The organism is Ruegeria sp. HKCCSP351 (assembly GCF_017872535.1).
GTDB lineage: Bacteria > Pseudomonadota > Alphaproteobacteria > Rhodobacterales > Rhodobacteraceae > Ruegeria.
The window spans coordinates 191,083-210,519 of sequence record NZ_JAEDOV010000001.1 but is presented as its reverse complement, the minus strand read 5'-3'; the positions used below and the strand labels follow the sequence as shown (position 1 = coordinate 210,519).

Genomic DNA, 19,437 nt, shown 5'->3' with positions numbered 1-19,437 from the left:
CATCACCTGCAAACAGGCACGTCAGAGGCAGCAAAACCGCCCCCGACTTATTGGTTCATTTGGATCAAGCCGCGGAAATCTCGCCGCTTTCGATCTGTTCGCGCTCGATGGATTCAAACAGCGCCTGGAAGTTCCCTTCGCCGAAACCATCATCACCCTTGCGCTGAATGAACTCGAAGAAGATCGGGCCGATCACCGTTTTCGAGAAGATCTGCAACAGAATGCGCGTCTCGCCCCCGTCAACGACACCTTCGCCGTCGATCAGGATGCCGTGTTTCATCATCCGGTCCAGCGGCTCTTCATGACCGACCACGCGGGTCCTGGACATCTCGTAATATGCTTCATTCGGACCCGGCATGAACTTCAGGCCGTTTTCAGCAATGGCATCGGTCGAGGCATAGATGTCGTCGCTGCCAACTGCGATATGCTGAATGCCTTCACCTTTGTATTTCTTCAGGTAAGACACGATCTGCCCGGTCTCACCGCGGTCCTCGTTGATCGGAATACGGATACGGCCACAGGGTGACGTCAGCGCGCGGCTGTAAAGGCCAGTGAATTTTCCCTGAATGTCAAAGAAACGAATTTCGCGGAAGTTGAACAGGTCGCCATAGAACTTGAACCACTTGTCCATGTTGCCCTTGTAGACATTGTGCGTCAGGTGATCGAGATAGAAGAACCCCTCGCCCCGAGGTTTTGATTCCTTGATCCATTTGAATTCCTGATTATAGGGCGAAGTGTCGTAGTACTGATCAATGAAATAGATCAGCGACCCGCCAATCCCCTTGATCGCAGGCACATTCATGGTTTTGTCAGCGCCGTCGTAAGGTTCCGCACCCTTTGACACGGCATGCTCGTACGCTTTTTGCGCGTCCACGACCCGCCAGCCCATCGAAGGCGCGCAGGGCCCATGTTCGGCTACGAATTTAGCTGCAAAACTGTCCGGGTTGGCATTCAGGATGTATGTGACATCCCCTTGCTGCCAAAGCTCGACGGCAGGATCTTCCTTGTGGCGTGCCACCAGATCAAACCCCATCTTTGCGAACAGATCACGCAGCTCCTGCGGTTCAGGATGAGCGAATTCGACGAATTCAAACCCATCTGTTCCGGCAGGGTTTTCTTCGCTGATCACGGATTTCGGGGCATTGTGCGGGAAAGGACCCATGGGCGTCTCCTACGAAAACAGGAATTTCTTTGCTGATTCAAAAATACGACTTTTCTGACGCTGTTTCTGCGCATTGTTTTTGTATAAACTGCAAGATGACGCGCAAAATGCGCATATCAGTTAATAAAATCAGGATTTTTCCGCACATGTTGGATGCAACCGACAAGCGACTGCTTTCCGCGCTGCAAAAAGATGCACATCTGACAGCGCAACAACTGGGTGAAATGCTGAACCTGTCGCCCAGTCAAGCGGGTCGCCGCCGACAGCGGCTTGAAGTCGAAGGGTACATCACCGGATATGCTGCCCGGCTGGACCCGCTGAAACTGGGCTTACAGGTGCAGGGGTTCGTTCAGGTGCATCTGGGCACCCATGGCCCCGAGCAATCCGCAAGCTTTGCCCGCATGGTCGACACCCGACCCGAGATTACCAGTGCATGGACAATGACAGGTGAGGCAGACTATCTGCTGCACATCTACTGTGACGACCTGTCCGCCCTCAACAGCTTGCTACATCATGTGATCCTGCCGCATCCTGCCGTTGCAAGAGTACAAAGCCAGATCGTAATGGATCAACTTAAACGCGACGCCCCCCTTCCCACCTGAAAAGGTTCTGAGGACACACATGGACGACTTTCTATATCAGGCTTCAATCTATCTGGCAGCGGCAGTCATTGCCGTTCCCCTGTCTGCCAGACTGGGGTTGGGATCCGTGCTGGGTTATCTTGCCGCCGGGATCATTATCGGACCCGCACTGGGCCTTGTCGGAGCGGAAACCGAAAATCTTCAGCATGTGGCCGAATTTGGCGTGGTGATGATGCTGTTTCTCATCGGTCTGGAACTGGAGCCACGCGCCCTGTGGGACATGCGCGACAAGTTATTGGGTCTGGGCGGATTGCAGGTGTTGCTGTCAACAGTCGCGATTGCTGCCGTGGCCATGTACGCCAACCATCCCTGGTCGGTTGCCCTGGCGGTAGGGTTGACCCTTTCGCTTTCATCGACCGCGATCGTTCTTCAAACCCTGTCAGAAAAAGGCCTGATGCAGACAAACGGCGGCCGCGCGACATTTTCGGTTCTGTTGACGCAGGACATCGCGGTGATCCCAATTCTGGCTTTGTTGCCACTGCTGGCGCTGCCCGCCATGCCACGTTTCCAAGCAGATGGATCGATTGACCGGGGGGCAGGAGGATCACATGGCGCAGGCGATCACAGTTTGTCGCTGGTCGAAGGGCTGCCGGGCTGGGCCGTCACCCTTGTCACAATCGGCGTTGTGGTGTTTGTCATTCTGGCCGGTGTCTACCTGACTAGACCGTTGTTTCGCTTTATCCACGCAACCCGTCTGCGCGAGATGTACACCGCACTGGCACTGATGATTGTCGTGGGCATTTCGTTTCTGATGACACTGGTCGGCCTATCACCTGCCCTGGGCGCGTTCCTGGCAGGCGTTGTTCTGGCCAGTTCTGAATTCAGACATGAAATGGAAAGCGACCTTGAGCCGTTCAAAGGATTGTTTCTGGGGCTGTTTTTCATCACGGTCGGTGCCGGAATAGACTTCGGTTATTTTTTCAACGACCCGCTGGACCTGATTGGACTGGCGCTGCTTGTGATACTTGCCAAGGGGATCATCCTATTTCTGGTGGGCAAGGCCTTCAAACTGCGGGGGCGTGATCACTGGTTGTTCACCCTTGGGTTGGCGCAGGCTGGTGAGTTCGGTTTTGTCCTGCTGGCATTTTCGACGAAACAGAATGTCATTCCGCCCGACCTGTCGCAGAAACTGCTAATGATCGTTGCTCTGACGATGTTAATCACGCCTCTTCTTTTCATCGTCTACGATGCGTTGTCGCGGAAGATTGGCGATTCCGCGGCCAGCCCTGAACCTGACGTGATTGACGAAAAGGGCCCGGTCATCATCGCCGGCATTGGTCGCTTTGGTCAGATCGTCAACCGGCTGGTGCGGGCCAGCGGTTTCAAGACAGTCGTTCTGGACCACAATATTGAAACCATTCAGCTGATGCGCCGATTTGGCGTCAAAGGCTTTCTTGGCGATCCCACTCGGCCGGAACTGTTGCGCGCGGCGGGATTGGACAAAGCATCCGTTCTTGTCGCCGTTATGGACGATCACAAGCAAGTCACGCGGCTTGTCAGCTATGCCAGACGGCAGCGTCCTGACCTTCACATCATCGCCCGCGCCCGCGACCGGACCCATGTATACGAGTTGTATCAGGCGGGTGCCAATGACATCGTGCGGGAAATGTTCGACAGTTCGCTGCGCGCGGGTCGCTATGTTCTGGAGAATATCGGACTGAGTGAGTACGAAGCAGCCCAGGCTGAACAGACGTTTTACCACCATGACAGGAAGGCGGTGCGCGATCTGGCCGAGCTTTGGGTCCCCGGAATGCCAATCGCCGAAAACAAGAAATACATCGAGCGTTCGCAGGCGCTGGAAAAAGATCTGGAAACCGCGCTGCTGGAACTGGCTGAAGAGCACGCCAAGAAATCGGCCTGACCCAAGCCTTTGCCCGGGTCAGGTGCGGGTTTAGCCGTCCGAAACCCCAGCTTCGGCAAAGGTAGCCATGCCGGAATGACAGGCGACAGCGCTTTTCAGAATGTTGATCGCCAGCGCCCCGCCGGACCCTTCGCCCAACCGCAGGCCAAGGCTCAGCAACGGCTCTTTGCCCAATTTCGCCAGCACGGCACCATGGGCCGCTTCGGCGCTTTGGTGGCCTGCCACGGCATGATCCAGCGCGCCATCGGACAGCTTCCACAAGCAGGCTGCGGCGGCCGAACAGATGAACCCGTCCAGGATCACCGGGATGCGCAACACCCGCGCGGCAGCAATTGCACCCGCCATTGCAGCAATCTCGCGCCCACCCAGACAGCGCAGGATGTCCAGACCATCATTCGACTTGTGTTTCGCGACGCCCTCGGCCACGACACGGGTTTTGTTGACCAGACCGGCGTCATCCACACCGGTTCCGCGCCCTGTCCAATCGGACGCGTCGCCACCAAACAGCGCGCAGGCAATAGCCGCAGCCGGGGTGGTGTTGCCAATCCCCATTTCGCCGACCACCAAAAGATCGGATTGCGGATCAACGGCCTGCCAGCCAGTGCGCAACGCGGCCAGCAACTCATCCTCTGTCATGGCGGGGGTTTGGGTGAAATCCGCGGTCGGCTTGTCCAGATCCAGCGCGTGAACATCCATCTTCGCGCCTGCCGCCCGGGCCAACTGATTTATCGCCGCCCCGCCATGTTCGAAATTCATCACCATCTGCACGGTTACTTCGGGCGGAAAGGCCGAAACACCCTGCGCGGTAACACCGTGATTTCCGGCAAACACAATGACCTGAGGTGCGCTGATCTGTGGACGGGCGTCCCCCCGCCATCCTGCATACCAGACCGCAAGATCCTCAAGCCGACCAAGCGCGCCAGGGGGTTTGGTCAATTGTCCATTTCGCTCGGCCGCGCCCTGCACCGCAGCAGCATCCGGGCCCGGAGTCCCCGCCAGGACAGCACGGAACGTGTTCAAATCATTCAGTTCAGGCAGCATGAAAGCCTCATTGCATCAGAGTGGTCCTGCGTGTTTAACCGAAGGATCGAAACCAACAAGACCCCGAAAGGCACGGGTGTGCAAAAAAACGACACCAAACCGTTTTCCCTGTGGGATGTTCCGCTGGCTCTGGTGCTGTTGACCCGCCTGCCCCTGCCCCGTTTGCCTAAAGCCGTGTTTGCCCGGCAGGCACAATCGGCATGGGCGTTTCCACTGGTTGGGCTGGTCGTTGGCGGGCTGGCATGCCTGACCGGTTGGCTGGCGATGGGTCTACAACTGCCCCCGTTTGTCGCAGCCTCGTTGCTGGTCGCGGTACTGGTCTTGATGACGGGCGCTATGCACGAGGATGGTCTGGCCGACACGTTCGACGGGCTTTGGGGCGGTTTCACTCCTGAACGCCGGTTGGAGATCATGAAGGACAGCCAGATTGGAACGTACGGCGTGCTTGCCTTGATGATCTCGCAGATTTTACGAATCTCTGCGATTTCCACCATACTGGCCGTTGGTCCGATCTGGATGGTTGTTGCGGCTTGTGTATTTTCCCGCGCCCTGATGCCAGCACTAATGGTTCTTCTTCCAAACGCCAGAAAGTCGGGCCTGAGCCATTCTGTTGGCACCCCCGGCGCAGGATCAGCCTGTATCGCAGTGGGCATCGCGATTCTGGTCGCTTACAGCTTGTGCGGAAGTCTGGCGCTTACCGCGATACTCTGCGCGGCTTTGATCGTTGCTGTTTTGGGGCTCGTCGCGAAGACCAAGATCGGCGGTCAAACCGGAGATATTCTGGGCGCATCACAACAATTGGCGGAAATCACATTTCTGCTTGCCATCAGCGCCCAGATCTAAGGCGCGCCCCCGGTTTCAATTCGCAATGTATCGCCGCAATGTTTGCAGTGCACGGCGTCGGGGTCGTGCCGGTACAGCCCGCAGCTGGGGCATTTGTGACGGACCTTCTGTGGCGCGAAAATTGCCTGCGCCAGCCGGACGAACAAGGCCACGCCAACGACCATAATGAAGACGGAAAACAGCTTGCCGCCCGGTGTGACCAAAGTGATGTCGCCAAACCCGGTCGTGGTGAGCGTCGCCATGGTGAAATACAGCGCGTCTATGTAGGGCGTTTGCGCGTCTTCGGGGATAAAAAACACCAAAACGGCCGTTGAGGTGGCAAAGACAAAGACCAGCAGGTTGATCGCCGCAATAACTGCGTCCTCGTGCGTGCGGAAAAAACGGCTGTCGCGCCGCAGATCCCAGAGCAGGTGATATGAATGGATCAGACGCAGGGCACGTAAAATCCGCAGGAAAGCGAGGTTGCCTGTCAAAAACGGATCAAGCACCAGCGAGAGGATGACCACGATATCCGCCACTGTGTAAATCTGGCGCAAAAATCTCCAGCGGTCTTTTGAGATCCAGAGCCGCGCAGAGAAATCCAGAAAAATCAGCACACCGACCAGTTGGCTTGCAACGGTTAAGCCCGGCCCATGCGGGATGTGCGCCGTCCCGACAAAGAAAATGATTGTCGCAACATCGAACAGGATCAACGCATACCTAAACCAGACCGAAACAGGGTCGTGTCCGATGTACAGGTATTTCACAGTCTGCTTCACGTGCGTCCGGTAATCTGCTGCATACACAGTGAAATTAGCGCCACTTGAACAATTCACCAAGCCACGAAAAAGGCCGCCCCAAATTTGGAGCGGCCCGTATTGTCAATGTACCTTCGATCAGGCAGCGCGTGAGGTCAGAACCTCGTCAACCTGTTTGGCGGCTGACACCTCGCCAGCGCCTGAAACAGCCGCGACCTCACGGGTCAGACGCTCCAAGGCAGCTTCATACAGCTGGCGCTCGGAATAGCTCTGCTCGCGCTGATCATCGGTGCGGTGCAGGTCACGGACCACTTCGGCGATCGAGATCAGATCACCCGAGTTGATCTTCTGTTCATATTCTTGTGCGCGACGGGACCACATGGCGCGTTTCACCTTGGCCTTGCCTTTCAGCGTTTTCATCGCCTGGCTGATCACATCGGGCGAGCTGAGCGACCGCAGACCGGACTCGGTTACCTTGTTGGTCGGAACGCGCAACGTCATCTTGTCTTTCTCAAATGAGATGACGAACAGCTCAAGCGAGAATCCCGCGACATCCTGTTCCTCGATCGAGATAATCTGGCCCACGCCATGGGCGGGGTAGACAACATAGTCGTTCGGGCGGAACTCGAGCTTTTTCGACTTTGTCATTCAGTTTTTTCCTTGCTAGCGGACGGGACACGGACAACAAAAGCACCACATGCGGGGACTGTCTCAGCCCCGTCAGGCGGCGATACTGTCACAAATTCAGAACTCCAAAGTGAGCATACTTACGGAGCGCATCCCAATCTCGGTCATCATGTGGATATAGTATATCACAAATTTACGACGCCCGAAAGTTTACCTTACGGGAATCTTTTGTATTCAACCTTGATTCAACAGGTTGTACTGCGATCTTTATGTCCAAAACAGGCCGCTTGGAACGAATCACTCAGCCGCCTTCGCCGGGCGCTTCCGAGAAATACTTCTTCATCTTGCCCTCTTCACCATCACGCTCCTCCGCATCGGGCAGCGGGTCTTTCTTGGTCACGATCACCGGCCATTGTTCGGAATACTTGCGATTGAACTCGACCCACTCCTCCATGCCCGGCTCGGTATCGGGGCGGATCGCGTCAGCGGGGCACTCGGGCTCGCACACTCCGCAGTCAATGCATTCATCAGGATGGATGACCAGCGTATTTTCACCTTCATAGAAACAGTCCACCGGGCAAACTTCGACACAGTCGGTGTATTTGCAGGCGATACAGTTTTCGGTGACTACATAGGTCATGGTCGGATTCCTGTTTGCGGTTTGAGCGACTAGCTAATTCAGTCTGGCCCGCTCTTCAAGACAGGATCAGTGATCTTCCGGGCGAGAAAGATCAATAGCACGTCGATCTTTCTTGGTTGGCCGACCTTTTCCCTCGAAACCCGGATTTACCAGAGGCGCTTCCTGCTTTTCGGTCATATCAAAGTACAGCGTTTGCGCCTCGGGCGCCGGACCGCGGCGTTCCCCCAGTTTTTCCACACGTATGACGCGGACAATGCGGCCCTGCGAGAAGGTCAAAACGTCACCGGGGGCCACGGCTTGGGCCGGTTTCAGCACCCGGTTTCCATTCAGCCGGACATGGCCGCCACTGACCTGTTTGGCGGCAAGGCTGCGGGTCTTGAAGAACCGCGCCTGCCACAACCATTTGTCAATTCGCAGTTTGGCCTCGGCCATCTTGCGTCAATTGCCGTCCTTCAGACCCATAAGCGCTGCGGCGAACGGGTTGTCGGGATCAATGGCCTTTTCCTTCTTCGGTGGACGTGACGAGAAGGTCTTGGCTCCTTGCGGTTTTCCGCCCTTCTTGCCATGCGGTTTGCCACGGCCCTCCTGCGGTTTGCCCCGTGGTTTCCCCTTGCCCTGCCCCGGCTCGCGGCGCGGTCCACGGTTCGGCTGGCGCTGGCGACCCCATGTGAAGGTGTAATACACTTCAACCTCGGGTTCATCCGACGCAGGTTCCGCAACCTGACCTTCCGTGGCGGCCTCGTCTGCAACCTCAGTGCTTTCGGTGGCCTCGGTTGTCGCTTCGGCGGGCGCGGCGACCTCTTCTGATGCCGCATCGGGTGCAGGCGTCTCGTCGATAACGGCTTGTTCCGCCGCCTCTGTCACAGGCTGCTCTACCGGGGCCGGTTTGACCTTGTCACGCTCGCCGCGTTCGGCTTTGTAGCCCAGCCCCTGCATCAGGTCAGCAAACTGTTCAAGCGTCATACCGGTGATCGACAACATATCCGGCTTGGCTTCGAACCCGCCACGGCTGTCCTCCGCACGAAGCATGTCCGCCAGACGTTCCAACATGTCGATCCGGATCGACCGGTCACCCGCATCGCGGTAGCCGCACATGGTGTCATAGCCCTGCGGTGCATCCTTGGCGACCGGCACAGTCACCAACCCCGGAGGCGGTGCTTCGGGGAATTCCTGCAAACCGCTGGACAGCGCCCAAAGCACGAGACGCAGACGCGTGGGAGCAGGTTTCAGCAGCAGCGGCATAAAGATGGTGAACTGGCCAAACCGGATACCATGCTTGCGCAAGGCGCCGCGGGCGTCCTGATCCAGATCCTTAACTTCTTGTGCGACCCCCGCACGGGGCAGTACGCCCAGCGCCTCGACCATGCGGAAGGCAAATCCTTTCGCCAGACCGTTGAGTTCCTCATCGCGCGACAGATTAAGCAGCGGCTCGAACAGCGCAGCGATTTTGCGGTCGATGAAGTGCTGCAACCGGCGCCGCACCTTCTGTTCAACATCCGGACCGGCGGCTTCGTCCACAAAAACCTCGACCACGGGCTTGAGAGGCTCGGCCCCGGCAACCAGTTTGCCAACGGCATATTCGCCCCACATCAGGCCGCCCTGATCGGTGAAATCAATTTCGGTATCGGGCGCATTGTAGAAGCGATCGGCACGCAGATGGAATTGCGGCGCGAGTGCTTGCAGGGAAGCCGATTTCAGCGCTTTCGCTTCGGTTCCTTGCGCGCTTTTGTCCGGGCTGAACCGGAACCCTTCCAGACGACCGACGAATTCGCCTTCGACGGTCACTTCACCCTTGTCATTTACTTCGGCCAAAAGGGCCTCCTTCTGCTTGAGCCGCCGCAACAAAACCGATGTACGCCGGTCCACAAATCTTTGAGTCAGTCGCTCATGTAGTGCGTCAGACAGCCTGTCTTCTACAGTGCGCGTTTCGTCACGCCAATGTGATTCGTCACGCACCCAACCGTTTCGTTGCGCAACATATGTCCAGGTGCGAATATATGCCAACCTTTTGGATAACGCATCGATATCCCCATGGGTTTGGTCAATCCGCCGTATCTGCCGGGCCATGAAATCATCGGGAATACTGCCGCGTTCGTGCAGGTGGCCATAGATCACTTCCAGCAGGCTGGCGTGCTCTGCATGGCTGATGCCGCGAAAATCAGGGATTCTGCACACATCCCAAAGCAATCGAATGGATGGACCGTCACTTGCGCGGGCGGCAATCTCGGCCTGTTGTGACAGCGATTTCAACACATTCAGGTCGTCAGCAGGGCGGGCTTTGACCAGGTGTTCGTCACTCGGACTGACCTCAAGCGAGTTGATCAGCGCGTCAATCGAGCCAAACCGGAGGGCGGCATTCCGCCAGTTCAACTTTTTCATCGGCGTAAACCGGCTGTCCATGATTGCCTGCGCGACACCTTCGTCCAGCGGCGGCGCCTCGCCGGTCACGCCAAAAGTGCCGTCCGACATGCCACGCCCGGCCCGGCCTGCGATCTGGGCCAGCTCATTCGGGGTCAGCGGGCGCATCCGCCACCCGTCGAATTTGGTAAGGGATGAAAATGCAACGTGGTTTACATCCAGGTTCAAGCCCATACCGATGGCATCTGTGGCGACCAGGTAATCGACCTCGCCATTCTGATAAAGCTCCACCTGAGCATTCCGCGTCCGCGGGCTGAGGGCACCCATGACCACCGCCGCGCCACCTTTCAGACGGCGCAAAAGCTCCGCGATGGCATACACATTCTCAACCGAAAACCCGACAATAGCGCTGCGGGCAGGCATCCGGCTGAGTTTCTTCGAACCGGAATAGACCAACTGTGACATCCGCTCGCGCCGGACAAACTGCGCCTCGGGTACCAGCGCGGCAATCGGGCCGCGCATGGTGTCAGAGCCAAGGAAAAGTGTCTCGTTTGTTCCGCGCGACCGAAGCAGGCGATCCGTAAAGACATGGCCGCGCTCGGGATCGGCACACAGCTGGATTTCATCAATTGCCACGAAATCCGCGCCCATACCTTCGGGCATCGCTTCGACCGTGCAGACCCAATACTGGGTCCGGGGCGGCACGATCCTCTCTTCGCCGGTAACTAAAGCAACAACCGATGGCCCGCGGATGGCGACGATCTTGTCATAGACCTCGCGCGCAAGCAGACGCAGCGGCAGACCGATGACACCTGTGCGGTATCCCAGCATCCGTTCGATTGCGTAATGGGTTTTACCTGTATTCGTAGGGCCCAAAACGGCCACTATTCGGGATGACCCGCTCACCTTTGCCCCCTGCCCGGACCTTACAGCGCTGCGCCGTCAATCTGCGGCTTCAGTCGATTCACCGCATTGGTTACTTCTTCGTGGTGGGGATGTATAGCCAATGCCCGTGAATAGGCCTCGTAGGCTTTGTCGGGTTGTCCGATAATCTCAAAGATCAGGCCCAGACCGTAGATTGCCTCGTAATTGTTGGGGTTCAGGGTCAGGGCATGTTCCAGATCGGCAGCGGCCATGCCAAACCGTTCGATCCCAAAAAAAGCCGAAGCGCGTAGGTGCCAGCCTTCAGCAAAATCGGGCGCATGGTCCGTCAGGGCGGTCAGATGTTCCAGTGCCGCACCTACGTCACCGTCATCCAGCGCTTCACGGCCACGTTCCAGCAGCAGATCGGCCGATGCTGAACCGGACTGGGCCCACAGAGCTTGCAACTGCCGATCCAGAGCAATGGCCTGCTCGGGCGTCGATTGGCCAAGTTTTTGCAGCAATTCGCCCTCATCGCGCAAATCCGCTTGTTGCGCGAGGCAGGTGGAGGAAATCGTGACTAGGACAAAAAGTGCCGCGACGATACCTTTGAGATTGTAGATTGCAATGCTCATAACAATAGTCAGTGTAGCGTTGCGACCGGGGATGTCCATTCACGGCGCACTAACAATATGAGGAAAAACATGAGCGAGACTCTTGAAAAGGCAGCCGCCGCTTTGAATGAAAAACTGGAAGGCGGCGCGTTTGATGCCTCGGCCAAGTTTGATATCGCCGATCTGGGTGCCATTGTCCTGGATTCCAACGGTGCGCGGGTCAGCGACGATGATGCTGATGTCACCCTCAGCGCGGATGCCGACACGTTCGAACAAATCCTCAGCGGTGAATTGAACCCAACAGGTGCGTTCATGTCCGGCAAGCTGAGCATTGATGGCGACATGGGTGTTGCCATGAAACTTGCATCGGTACTGGCCTGATGGAGTTCTCGCCGGCCCCCCTGTTTGAAGACGTGGCCGGCGGCCCCGCCGGTGGAAAGGCCCACTGGTTGACGACGTCGGATCAAAAACGCATCCGCGTTGCTCACTGGCTTCCGGGCGGAAAGGCACATGGCACTGTCATGATGTTTCCGGGACGCACGGAATACATTGAAAAATACGGCAATACTGCCAGCGAATTCGTAGAGCGTGGGTTCGCCATGCTGGCTGTCGACTGGCGCGGTCAGGGTCTTGCAGATCGGTTGCTGGACGATGCTCGGGTCGGACATGTCGATCAGTTCACCGATTACCAGCAGGACGTTCAGGTTACCCTGAAACTTGCAAGCGCGCTGGATCTGCCAAAACCATGGTACGTGGTCGGGCATTCGATGGGCGGTGCAATCGGGTTGCGTGCCGTCATCGAGAATGGCTGCTTTGCCGCGTGTGCCTTCACGGGCCCGATGTGGGGAATTTTCTTCACCCCGGTCATGAAACCCCTAAGCCGCGTGACAGCCTATTGGGGCACAGCGCTTGGCCTGGGCGAGCGCACCCCCCCCACCACGACGCTCAAAAGCTATGTTCTGTCGCAACCTTTCGAGGGAAATATGCTGACCCGTGACCCGGACATGTACCGGATGATGCAGGATCAGTTGAACGCACATCCTGAACTCGCGCTGGGTGCCCCTTCAAACCTGTGGCTGCGCGAGTCGCTGGACGAATGTGCATGGTTGATGGAACAGCCCGCCCCGAAAGCTCCTTGCCTGACATTTTTGGGCAGCCATGAGCAAATTGTGGACCGCAAGGCAATTCGTGCGCGCATGGCCAATTGGCCCAACGGAACGCTGATCGAAATTCCGGATGGTGAACACGAGGTGCTGATGGAAGCACCCGAGGTTCGAGGGCCTGTTCTGGACAAGATCGCGGCGCATTTTCTGGCCAATCAGGCCAATGGCGCATCCGAGCTGGTTTCCTCGTAAACCCTTTCACCTTTGGAATTGGCCGCTTGTGATCCGGGCGCGCCAGCCCTAGATGTTTGCAAAAGCAGTCTACTAAAGGTGATCCATGCGCGACCTCCCCTTCCCTGTCCGTGACGCGAACGCAATCGGTGGCTCCGGCAATCTGGGCAATCTTCCGGAATGGGATCTGAGCGATCTCTATACCGCGGAAGACGCACCCGAGTTAGCGCGCGATCTGGATTGGCTGGAAGGCGAATGTGCCGCATTTGCTGCTGATTACGAAGGCAAACTGGCCGATCTGGATGATGCAGACCTGCTGGCCTGTGTGCATCGCAACGAAAAGATCAACGCCATCGCCGGGCGTATCATGTCCTTCGCTGGTCTGCGCTATTACCAACTGACCACTGATGCAGAGCGCGCCAAATTCCTGTCGGATATGCAGGAAAAGATCACGATCTTCACCACTCCGCTTGTGTTCTTCACGCTCGAGATCAACCGGATCGAAGACGACGTTCTGAAGGCGCATTTTGCGGCCAACAAAGATCTTGCCCGATACGAACCTGTGTTCCGCCGCATCCGCGCAATGAAGCCCTACCAGCTGTCTGACGAGCTGGAAAAATTCCTTCACGATCTGGGGGTTGTCGGCGACGCGTGGGAACGTCTGTTCGACGAAACGATTGCCGGACTGGCATTTCATGTCGACGGTGAAGAACTGAACATCGAAGGCACCCTGAACCTGCTGACGGAACAGGACCGCGCGAAACGTGAGGCTGCGGCGCGCGAACTGGCATCGGTCTTTCAGGACAACGTAAAAACCTTCGCCCGAGTCCACAACACGCAGGCCAAAGAGAAAGAAATCGTTGATCGCTGGCGCAAGATGCCGACCGCTCAGACCGGGCGTCACCTGTCGAACGATGTCGAGCCCGAGGTGGTCGAGGCCCTGCGTGAGGCAGTCGTGGCCGCCTACCCCAAGCTGAGTCATCGCTATTATGAGCTGAAGCGCAAGTGGCTTGGACTGGACGTCATGCAGGTCTGGGACCGCAACGCGCCCCTGCCCATGGAAGACACGCGTATCGTGAATTGGGAAGAGGCCCAAAAGACAGTAATGAACGCGTATAACGCCTTTGATCCCCGGATGGGCGAAATCGCGGCCCCTTTCTTCTCAAAAGGATGGATCGATGCGGCGGTGAAACCAGGCAAAGCGCCGGGGGCCTTCGCCCATCCGACGGTCACCGATGTCCACCCCTATGTGATGCTCAACTATCTGGGCAAACCGCGCGATGTGATGACGCTTGCCCATGAACTGGGACACGGCGTCCATCAGGTGCTGGCCGCCGGTCAGGGCGAGATGCTGTCATCCACCCCGTTGACGCTGGCGGAAACCGCCTCGGTCTTTGGCGAGATGCTGACCTTCCGCAAGATGCTGGAACAGGCCGAAACCCCGGAACAGCGCAAGGTTCTGCTGGCTGGTAAGGTCGAAGATATGATCAACACGGTGGTCCGCCAGATCGCCTTCTACGACTTTGAATGCAAGTTGCACGCCGCCCGACGTGAGGGCGAGCTGACCCCGGATGACATCAACGCCCTGTGGATGAGTGTTCAGGCCGAAAGTCTTGGCCCCGCATTTGAATTCATGGACGGGTACGAGACCTTCTGGGCATACATCCCCCACTTCGTCCACTCGCCCTTTTATGTCTATGCCTATGCCTTCGGCGACGGCCTCGTGAATGCGCTTTATTCTGTATACGAAAACGGCTCGGATGGGTTTGAGGACAAGTATTTCGACATGCTGCGCGCTGGTGGTTCAATGCACCACAAGGAACTGCTGGCCCCGTTCGGCCTGGACGCCAGCGACCCCAAGTTCTGGGACAAGGGCCTGTCGATGATCTCGGGCTTTATTGATGAGCTGGAAGCGATGGAGGGCTGAGACGCCCTCGACAGAGGGTGGCGACATCTGCCTTGCGGAAAGAACCTGCCATGCCCGGGAATGTCACGCCCAAGGGGCTCCTGAATGCCCGCTACGCGGGGCGAATCTGGCGTTTGAACTATCGCTATTGGGCGGCTCGAAACATTGGAAACAGCGGTGGGGCTTGGTCCGCTTTGATTAGTCCCATATCTTGAAAACCATAGCGCTTATACAGCGATAGATTTGTGGGGTTTGTCGACTCTAAGTAAGCAGGTCTTCCATCTTCGTCACAACGTTTGAGGCAGCATTCAAGCAATGCGGACCCCAACCCTTTTCCTTGGCGAAATGGATCAACCGCAATAAAAGCTAAATGCCAGCAGTCCTCATCGGGATGATAATTGTCCATCTGCCCAAAGGTTTCGAACAATGCATTATGCTTCTCTGGTGAGACCGTCTGCTCAAAACAGGCGACAAGCCGTTCTTCATCAGGGTAAATGCCTGGCGGAAGCCAAAGTGCGCCAGCGGTGAAATCATCGTTTCGAAACGCGCTGCCCTGTTCAAACGCACGCCCTCCAAAGAAGTCCATTACTCGCGGGAAGTTGGAGAGGAATTCGGCAGGTTCAGGATACAGCCAACGCATGAAAGGGTCCGCAGAAAATCCAAGAGCAAGTCCGCTTAACAAACTTTCTGCTCCACTTCGGGTTGATGATCTAAACATGAAATTACCTTTGGTCGCTCCACCTCGATTTCCAAGTTTTAGCATGAGCGCCGTAAATACTTGTTGTCAAATGCGCAATTTATTGTCCTGCCCAAGCAACGTTGGATGACTGCTCCAGGGTCTCAGCAGCCGTACCTGAGATCACTTCAACTGGCTGTCTTTTGACCCACGCCGATTGACGCCGCCACGTGCCTTGAACGCACTATCGCGTTCCTGCTGGCAATCAAGGCACAGCTTCACGCCCGGCAAAGCAACGCGGCGTTTTTCAGGGATCGGCTCTTCGCATTCGGCGCAATGGGTCAGGCTTTCACCAACAGGCCGCTTTTGCGCCTGCATCCGCGCCAGTTCATCCGAAATCGACGCTTCGATCTGTTCGCTCACTGCGCCGTCGCGCGCCCAGCCTCCGGCCATGGGTCATCTCCTGCTAAACGTAAGCAAAAGGATAGCCGAGCCCGCGCGCAAAGGGCAAGTTACAGCGAAACTGCGCCCTCGAACACGCGGTCAATCACCTCTTGCGTCCCCCGAGAAAACTCAAGCGGACAGGGATACTCTGCCCCTTCCCTAACCGAGCGGCAGAAGGCTTCGACCTGAAGCTTGTAATGGTCTGCGCCGGGGAACCGGGTGACCAGCACCTCAAGCCCCGGGCGATGCAACTCGACCCGGGCTTCACCAAACACACGCGCATTAAACGGAGTTGTCAGACGGATCAGGCCATTTTCCCCGTGAAACACCATTTCCTGGTGCGGATGCATCCGAATGGACACGTAGCTTGAGTAGGTAAAACCGGGGAACTGCGCGCGAATTTCGGTGAAGATGTCGATATCATCCTGCCAACGGATGGCTGATTGTATCGACACCGGTTCCTGCCCCGTTGCAAAACGGGCTCCACCGATCACGTAGACCCCGATATCACGCAATCCGCCGCCGCCCGTTTCAGCGCGGTTTCGAATATTCTGGGTATCTGCCCGATTGTCGAAACTGAACGCCCCGGTTACATGCACCAGATTTCCGATTGCACCATCCGCAATCAGTTTACGTGCCAGTTGCCATTGGGGGTGATGCACGATCATGTACGCCTCGGCGGCAAGCAAGCCGCTTTCGTCGCGCTTTTGGATCAATGCGTCAAACTCATCCGCCTTCATTGTCATCGGCTTTTCGCACAGCACATGCTTGCCGGCATCCAGCGCTTTCAGGCTCCATTCCACATGAAGGTGGTTCGGCAAAGGTATGTGGACCGCATCGATACCGGGGTCCGCCAACATCGCATCATAGCTTTCGAACACTTTCAGATCGGGACAGAACGACAAAAAAGGTTCAGCCTTTACCGCATCTGACGTCGCCAGCGCAGCCAGTCGCGCCCCGTTGGCGGCATGTATCGCCGGTGCCATGTATTCACGCGCGAATTTCGCGGCCCCCAACACGCCAAACTGAACCGGTTTTTGCATCACGCTCTCCATAGATTTTCGAACCCAAAGGGTTCGCTCCCCTGCGAGGTCCGCAGGATCGACCTGTCACACCGTCATCGAAATGAAACGCGTCTTTGCCGTACCATAGCTTTGGCCCTGCGGCCATTCTTTTGGCTTCACAGTTTGGATAGCGGCCGCAGACGTTCAGCAGGTGATGATCTGTCGGGACGCGCCATGCATGTGCGCAAAGAGGAGGTTTCTTCGCACAGATGAAAAACCAACCCGCAGCTATTGCAGGCTGGTATTTTGGTCAGCTGACACCCAGCATCCCTTTTTCACGTGCCAGATCCCGCATTTTCTTTTGCAGCTTCTCGAACGCGCGAACTTCGATCTGACGGATCCGCTCGCGGCTGACATTGTACTGCGTGCTAAGGTCCTCCAGCGTCACCGGCTGATCCAGCAAGCGGCGCTGGGTCAGGATGTCCTTTTCACGGTCGTTCAACACGTCCAGCGCCGCAGCCAGCAACTCGCGACGCGCTTCCAGCTCATCGCGCGCCTCATAGTCTCCGGCCTGATCGGCGTCTTCATCCTCAAGCCAGTCCTGCCATTGCATCGTCCCTTCGCCTTCGGACCCAACCGTGGCATTCAGTGACGCGTCCCCGCCGGACATACGGCGGTTCATGCTGATCACTTCCTCTTCGGTCACGCCAAGATCATTGGCAATCTGCGCGACGTTTTCGGGGCGCAAGTCGCCCTCTTCCAGTGCGCCGATGCGCGCCTTGGCTTTGCGCAGGTTGAAGAACAGTTTCTTCTGCGCCGAAGTTGTGCCCAGTTTAACCAGCGACCATGACCGAAGGATATATTCCTGAATCGAGGCGCGAATCCACCACATGGCATATGTCGCCAGGCGAAAGCCTTTTTCAGGGTCAAAACGTTTGACCGCCTGCATCAGGCCCACATTGGCTTCGGAAATCACTTCGGCTTGCGGCAGACCGTAGCCGCGATATCCCATGGCAATCTTAGCCGCCAGCCGCAGGTGCGATGTCACCATCTTATGCGCGGCTTCTGTGTCCTGCTCTTCGACCCAGCGCTTGGCCAGCATGTATTCTTCTTCCGGCTCAAGCAGGGGAAACTTGCGAATCTCCTGCATATAGCGGTTCAGGCCGCCCTCGGGCGTCGGCGCGGGGAGATTTGCGTAATTTGCCATTATGATGTCCCTCCGACAAATGTTTAAGTCTTTAACATAGGATATGGGTAAAGAACCCATCCTGTTCAAGAGGTGCTGCTAACAGTCTGAAATTAATCTTTCATGAAGGAAAGATAAGAAACTCTTACTCACAGGACTTTGCTTATTATGTCAGCGGTGAGCGAAGCGCGGCAATCAGGTTCTCCATGTCTTGCGGCAATTCGGTTTCAAACCGCAGGTTTTCGCCGGTCACCGGGTGCTCGAACCCCAATACGGTGGCGTGAAGCGCCTGCCGGGGAAAGCCGGACACGCATTCGGCAGCGGCAGGTGCAAACGCCTTGATGGCCAATTTCCGCTTTCCACCATAGACCGGATCCCCGACAAGCCCATGCCCGGCATGGGCCATATGAACGCGGATCTGGTGCGTTCGCCCGGTCTCGAGCCAGCATTCGATCAAAGCCAGACCAGCAGGCGCACCAAATGTTTCAACAACCCGCGCGCGTGTCACAGCGTGGCGCCCGCCATGAAACAACACCGCCTGCCTTTGACGGTCGGTCTTGTGCCGCGCAAGCTGGGTCGTCACACGCATGATGTTTCCCGGCTCAAAGCTGACACCTTTGACGCCGCGCAAACGGGGATCACTTGCATCCGGAACCCCGTAACACACAGCGCGGTAATAGCGTTCGACACTATGCGCTGCGAATTGCTCGGCCAGCCCGTGATGTGCGGCGTCCGTTTTGGCGACCACCAGAAGACCGCTGGTTTCCTTATCGATCCGGTGAACGATACCGGGGCGTTTCACCCCCCCCACACCTGACAAAGCGTCACCGCAATGGTGTAGCAAGGCGTTGACTAGCGTACCCCCGGGCGAGCCCGGCGCGGGGTGCACCACCATGCCTGCTGGCTTGTTGACGACGATCACGTCTGCGTCTTCGAAAACAACCTCAAGCGGGATGTCTTCAGCACCGATATGGCTGTCTTCCGCCTCGGCTACAGTTATGGCGACCTGCGCCCCTTCGGACACTTTGGCCTTTGGGTCCTGAGTCCGGGTCCCGTCGATCCGAACCGCGCCATCCTCGATCAGGCGCGCCAACCGCGTGCGCGACAGGTTTTCACCGTCTGGCACATCCCGCGAAAGCGCCTTATCAAGGCGAGGCGGCGGATCGGCCGCGATCTGAAACTCAATCTGGCGGGTGCCCATGACTGTCCCTTCCGAACCCCAAGAACCGCAGGAAACCCCGCAGCTACGATTACTGCGGCGGATGGTCATGCTGCTGACCGCGGTGATGATTGGCGGGGTTCTAGTGACATTCGCCCTGATTGTCATCCGCCTATCAGACCGCACCCCCACCCTGCCGGATCAGATCGACTTACCCGATGGTGCCCGAGCGCAGGCCCTGACCATTGGATCCAACTGGTATGCGGTCGTGACAGACGACAACCGCGTCCTGATCTATGACAAGACAACAGGAAAGCTGCGTCAGGAAATCGCCGTCGAGTAA

20 protein-coding genes are annotated in these 19,437 nt (G+C 57.2%); 7 read left to right on the top strand and 13 right to left on the bottom strand.

All coding sequences use genetic code 11. From position 1 onward, the window contains the following. Window positions 1-64: 64 nt before the first annotated feature. Window positions 65-1,162: a 4-hydroxyphenylpyruvate dioxygenase gene (gene hppD / locus I9182_RS01045; RefSeq protein ID WP_209595917.1), complete on the bottom strand. Its 1,098-nt coding sequence runs from the start codon at window positions 1,160-1,162 to the stop codon at window positions 65-67. A gap of 146 nt (window positions 1,163-1,308) precedes the next feature. Between hppD and I9182_RS01040 the strand changes: the two genes are divergently transcribed. Beyond that, the gene (locus I9182_RS01040; protein ID WP_209504202.1) at window positions 1,309-1,764 is read left to right on the top strand and encodes an Lrp/AsnC family transcriptional regulator; all 456 of its coding nucleotides are present in this window, start codon (window positions 1,309-1,311) and stop codon (window positions 1,762-1,764) included. Between the two features lie 19 nt (window positions 1,765-1,783). Further along, window positions 1,784-3,664, top strand: coding sequence for a monovalent cation:proton antiporter-2 (CPA2) family protein (locus I9182_RS01035; RefSeq protein WP_209595914.1), 1,881 nt, complete (start codon window positions 1,784-1,786; stop codon window positions 3,662-3,664). Window positions 3,665-3,694: 30 nt separating this feature from the next. On the opposite strand, the gene cobT is transcribed toward I9182_RS01035, so the two are convergent. Continuing rightward, window positions 3,695-4,705 carry a nicotinate-nucleotide--dimethylbenzimidazole phosphoribosyltransferase gene (gene cobT / locus I9182_RS01030; protein WP_209595912.1) on the bottom strand — a complete coding sequence of 337 codons (1,011 nt, stop codon included), beginning with the start codon at window positions 4,703-4,705 and terminating at the stop codon, window positions 3,695-3,697. Between the two features lie 78 nt (window positions 4,706-4,783). Between cobT and cobS the strand changes: the two genes are divergently transcribed. Next, window positions 4,784-5,548 carry an adenosylcobinamide-GDP ribazoletransferase gene (cobS, locus tag I9182_RS01025; RefSeq protein ID WP_209595911.1) on the top strand — a complete coding sequence of 255 codons (765 nt, stop codon included), beginning with the start codon at window positions 4,784-4,786 and terminating at the stop codon, window positions 5,546-5,548. On the opposite strand, the gene I9182_RS01020 is transcribed toward cobS, so the two are convergent. From I9182_RS01020 to I9182_RS00995, 6 genes are all read right to left on the bottom strand, one after another. Continuing rightward, entirely contained in the window at window positions 5,545-6,306 is a 762-nt protein-coding gene (locus tag I9182_RS01020) for a potassium channel family protein (RefSeq protein WP_209595910.1), read from the bottom strand. The two genes, cobS and I9182_RS01020, sit on opposite strands and share 4 nt — an antisense overlap. A gap of 117 nt (window positions 6,307-6,423) precedes the next feature. Then, window positions 6,424-6,933 (bottom strand): CarD family transcriptional regulator, encoded by a 510-nt coding sequence (locus I9182_RS01015; RefSeq protein WP_209504207.1) that lies wholly within the window; start codon window positions 6,931-6,933, stop codon window positions 6,424-6,426. A gap of 280 nt (window positions 6,934-7,213) precedes the next feature. After that, the gene (gene fdxA / locus I9182_RS01010) at window positions 7,214-7,552 is read right to left on the bottom strand and encodes a ferredoxin FdxA (RefSeq protein ID WP_209504208.1); all 339 of its coding nucleotides are present in this window, start codon (window positions 7,550-7,552) and stop codon (window positions 7,214-7,216) included. 66 nt (window positions 7,553-7,618) lie between these two features. Beyond that, window positions 7,619-7,984, bottom strand: coding sequence for an RNA-binding S4 domain-containing protein (locus tag I9182_RS01005; protein WP_209504209.1), 366 nt, complete (start codon window positions 7,982-7,984; stop codon window positions 7,619-7,621). 6 nt (window positions 7,985-7,990) lie between these two features. Then, window positions 7,991-10,816 (bottom strand): helicase-related protein, encoded by a 2,826-nt coding sequence (locus I9182_RS01000; RefSeq protein ID WP_209595909.1) that lies wholly within the window; start codon window positions 10,814-10,816, stop codon window positions 7,991-7,993. A 20-nt stretch (window positions 10,817-10,836) separates the two neighbouring features. Continuing rightward, complete coding sequence (locus tag I9182_RS00995) at window positions 10,837-11,406, bottom strand: tetratricopeptide repeat protein (protein ID WP_245222454.1); 570 nt, start codon at window positions 11,404-11,406, stop codon at window positions 10,837-10,839. Window positions 11,407-11,475: 69 nt separating this feature from the next. On the opposite strand from I9182_RS00995, the gene I9182_RS00990 reads away from it, so the two are divergent. The 3 genes from I9182_RS00990 (at window position 11,476) to I9182_RS00980 (ending at window position 14,646) form a co-directional block, all read left to right on the top strand. Continuing rightward, the gene (locus I9182_RS00990; protein WP_209504212.1) at window positions 11,476-11,766 is read left to right on the top strand and encodes an SCP2 sterol-binding domain-containing protein; all 291 of its coding nucleotides are present in this window, start codon (window positions 11,476-11,478) and stop codon (window positions 11,764-11,766) included. Next, a complete protein-coding gene (locus I9182_RS00985) occupies window positions 11,766-12,740 on the top strand; it encodes an alpha/beta hydrolase (RefSeq protein ID WP_209595907.1) in 975 nt (324 codons plus the stop codon). The genes I9182_RS00990 and I9182_RS00985 overlap by 1 nt, the downstream gene beginning before the upstream one ends. An 85-nt stretch (window positions 12,741-12,825) precedes the next feature. Continuing rightward, entirely contained in the window at window positions 12,826-14,646 is a 1,821-nt protein-coding gene (locus I9182_RS00980) for a M3 family oligoendopeptidase (protein ID WP_209595906.1), read from the top strand. Window positions 14,647-14,770: 124 nt separating this feature from the next. Here I9182_RS00980 and I9182_RS00975 read toward each other — a convergent pair whose 3' ends face one another. The 5 genes from I9182_RS00975 to I9182_RS00955 all read right to left on the bottom strand — a co-directional run bounded on the left by I9182_RS00975 (window position 14,771) and on the right by I9182_RS00955 (window position 19,136). Further along, window positions 14,771-15,388, bottom strand: a complete 618-nt coding sequence (locus I9182_RS00975) for an N-acetyltransferase (RefSeq protein ID WP_209595905.1) — start codon at window positions 15,386-15,388, stop codon at window positions 14,771-14,773. 96 nt (window positions 15,389-15,484) lie between these two features. Beyond that, window positions 15,485-15,754 (bottom strand): DksA/TraR family C4-type zinc finger protein, encoded by a 270-nt coding sequence (locus tag I9182_RS00970; RefSeq protein ID WP_209504216.1) that lies wholly within the window; start codon window positions 15,752-15,754, stop codon window positions 15,485-15,487. A gap of 59 nt (window positions 15,755-15,813) precedes the next feature. Next, the gene (locus tag I9182_RS00965; RefSeq protein ID WP_209595904.1) at window positions 15,814-16,788 is read right to left on the bottom strand and encodes a Gfo/Idh/MocA family oxidoreductase; all 975 of its coding nucleotides are present in this window, start codon (window positions 16,786-16,788) and stop codon (window positions 15,814-15,816) included. A gap of 271 nt (window positions 16,789-17,059) precedes the next feature. Then, on the bottom strand, window positions 17,060-17,956 hold the full coding sequence (gene rpoH, locus I9182_RS00960; protein WP_209504218.1) for an RNA polymerase sigma factor RpoH: 897 nt from the start codon (window positions 17,954-17,956) through the stop codon (window positions 17,060-17,062). A gap of 145 nt (window positions 17,957-18,101) precedes the next feature. Next, window positions 18,102-19,136, bottom strand: coding sequence for an RluA family pseudouridine synthase (locus I9182_RS00955; RefSeq protein ID WP_209595903.1), 1,035 nt, complete (start codon window positions 19,134-19,136; stop codon window positions 18,102-18,104). Between I9182_RS00955 and I9182_RS00950 the strand changes: the two genes are divergently transcribed. Then, window positions 19,135-19,437, top strand: coding sequence for a DUF6476 family protein (locus I9182_RS00950; protein ID WP_209504220.1), 303 nt, complete (start codon window positions 19,135-19,137; stop codon window positions 19,435-19,437). The two genes, I9182_RS00955 and I9182_RS00950, sit on opposite strands and share 2 nt — an antisense overlap.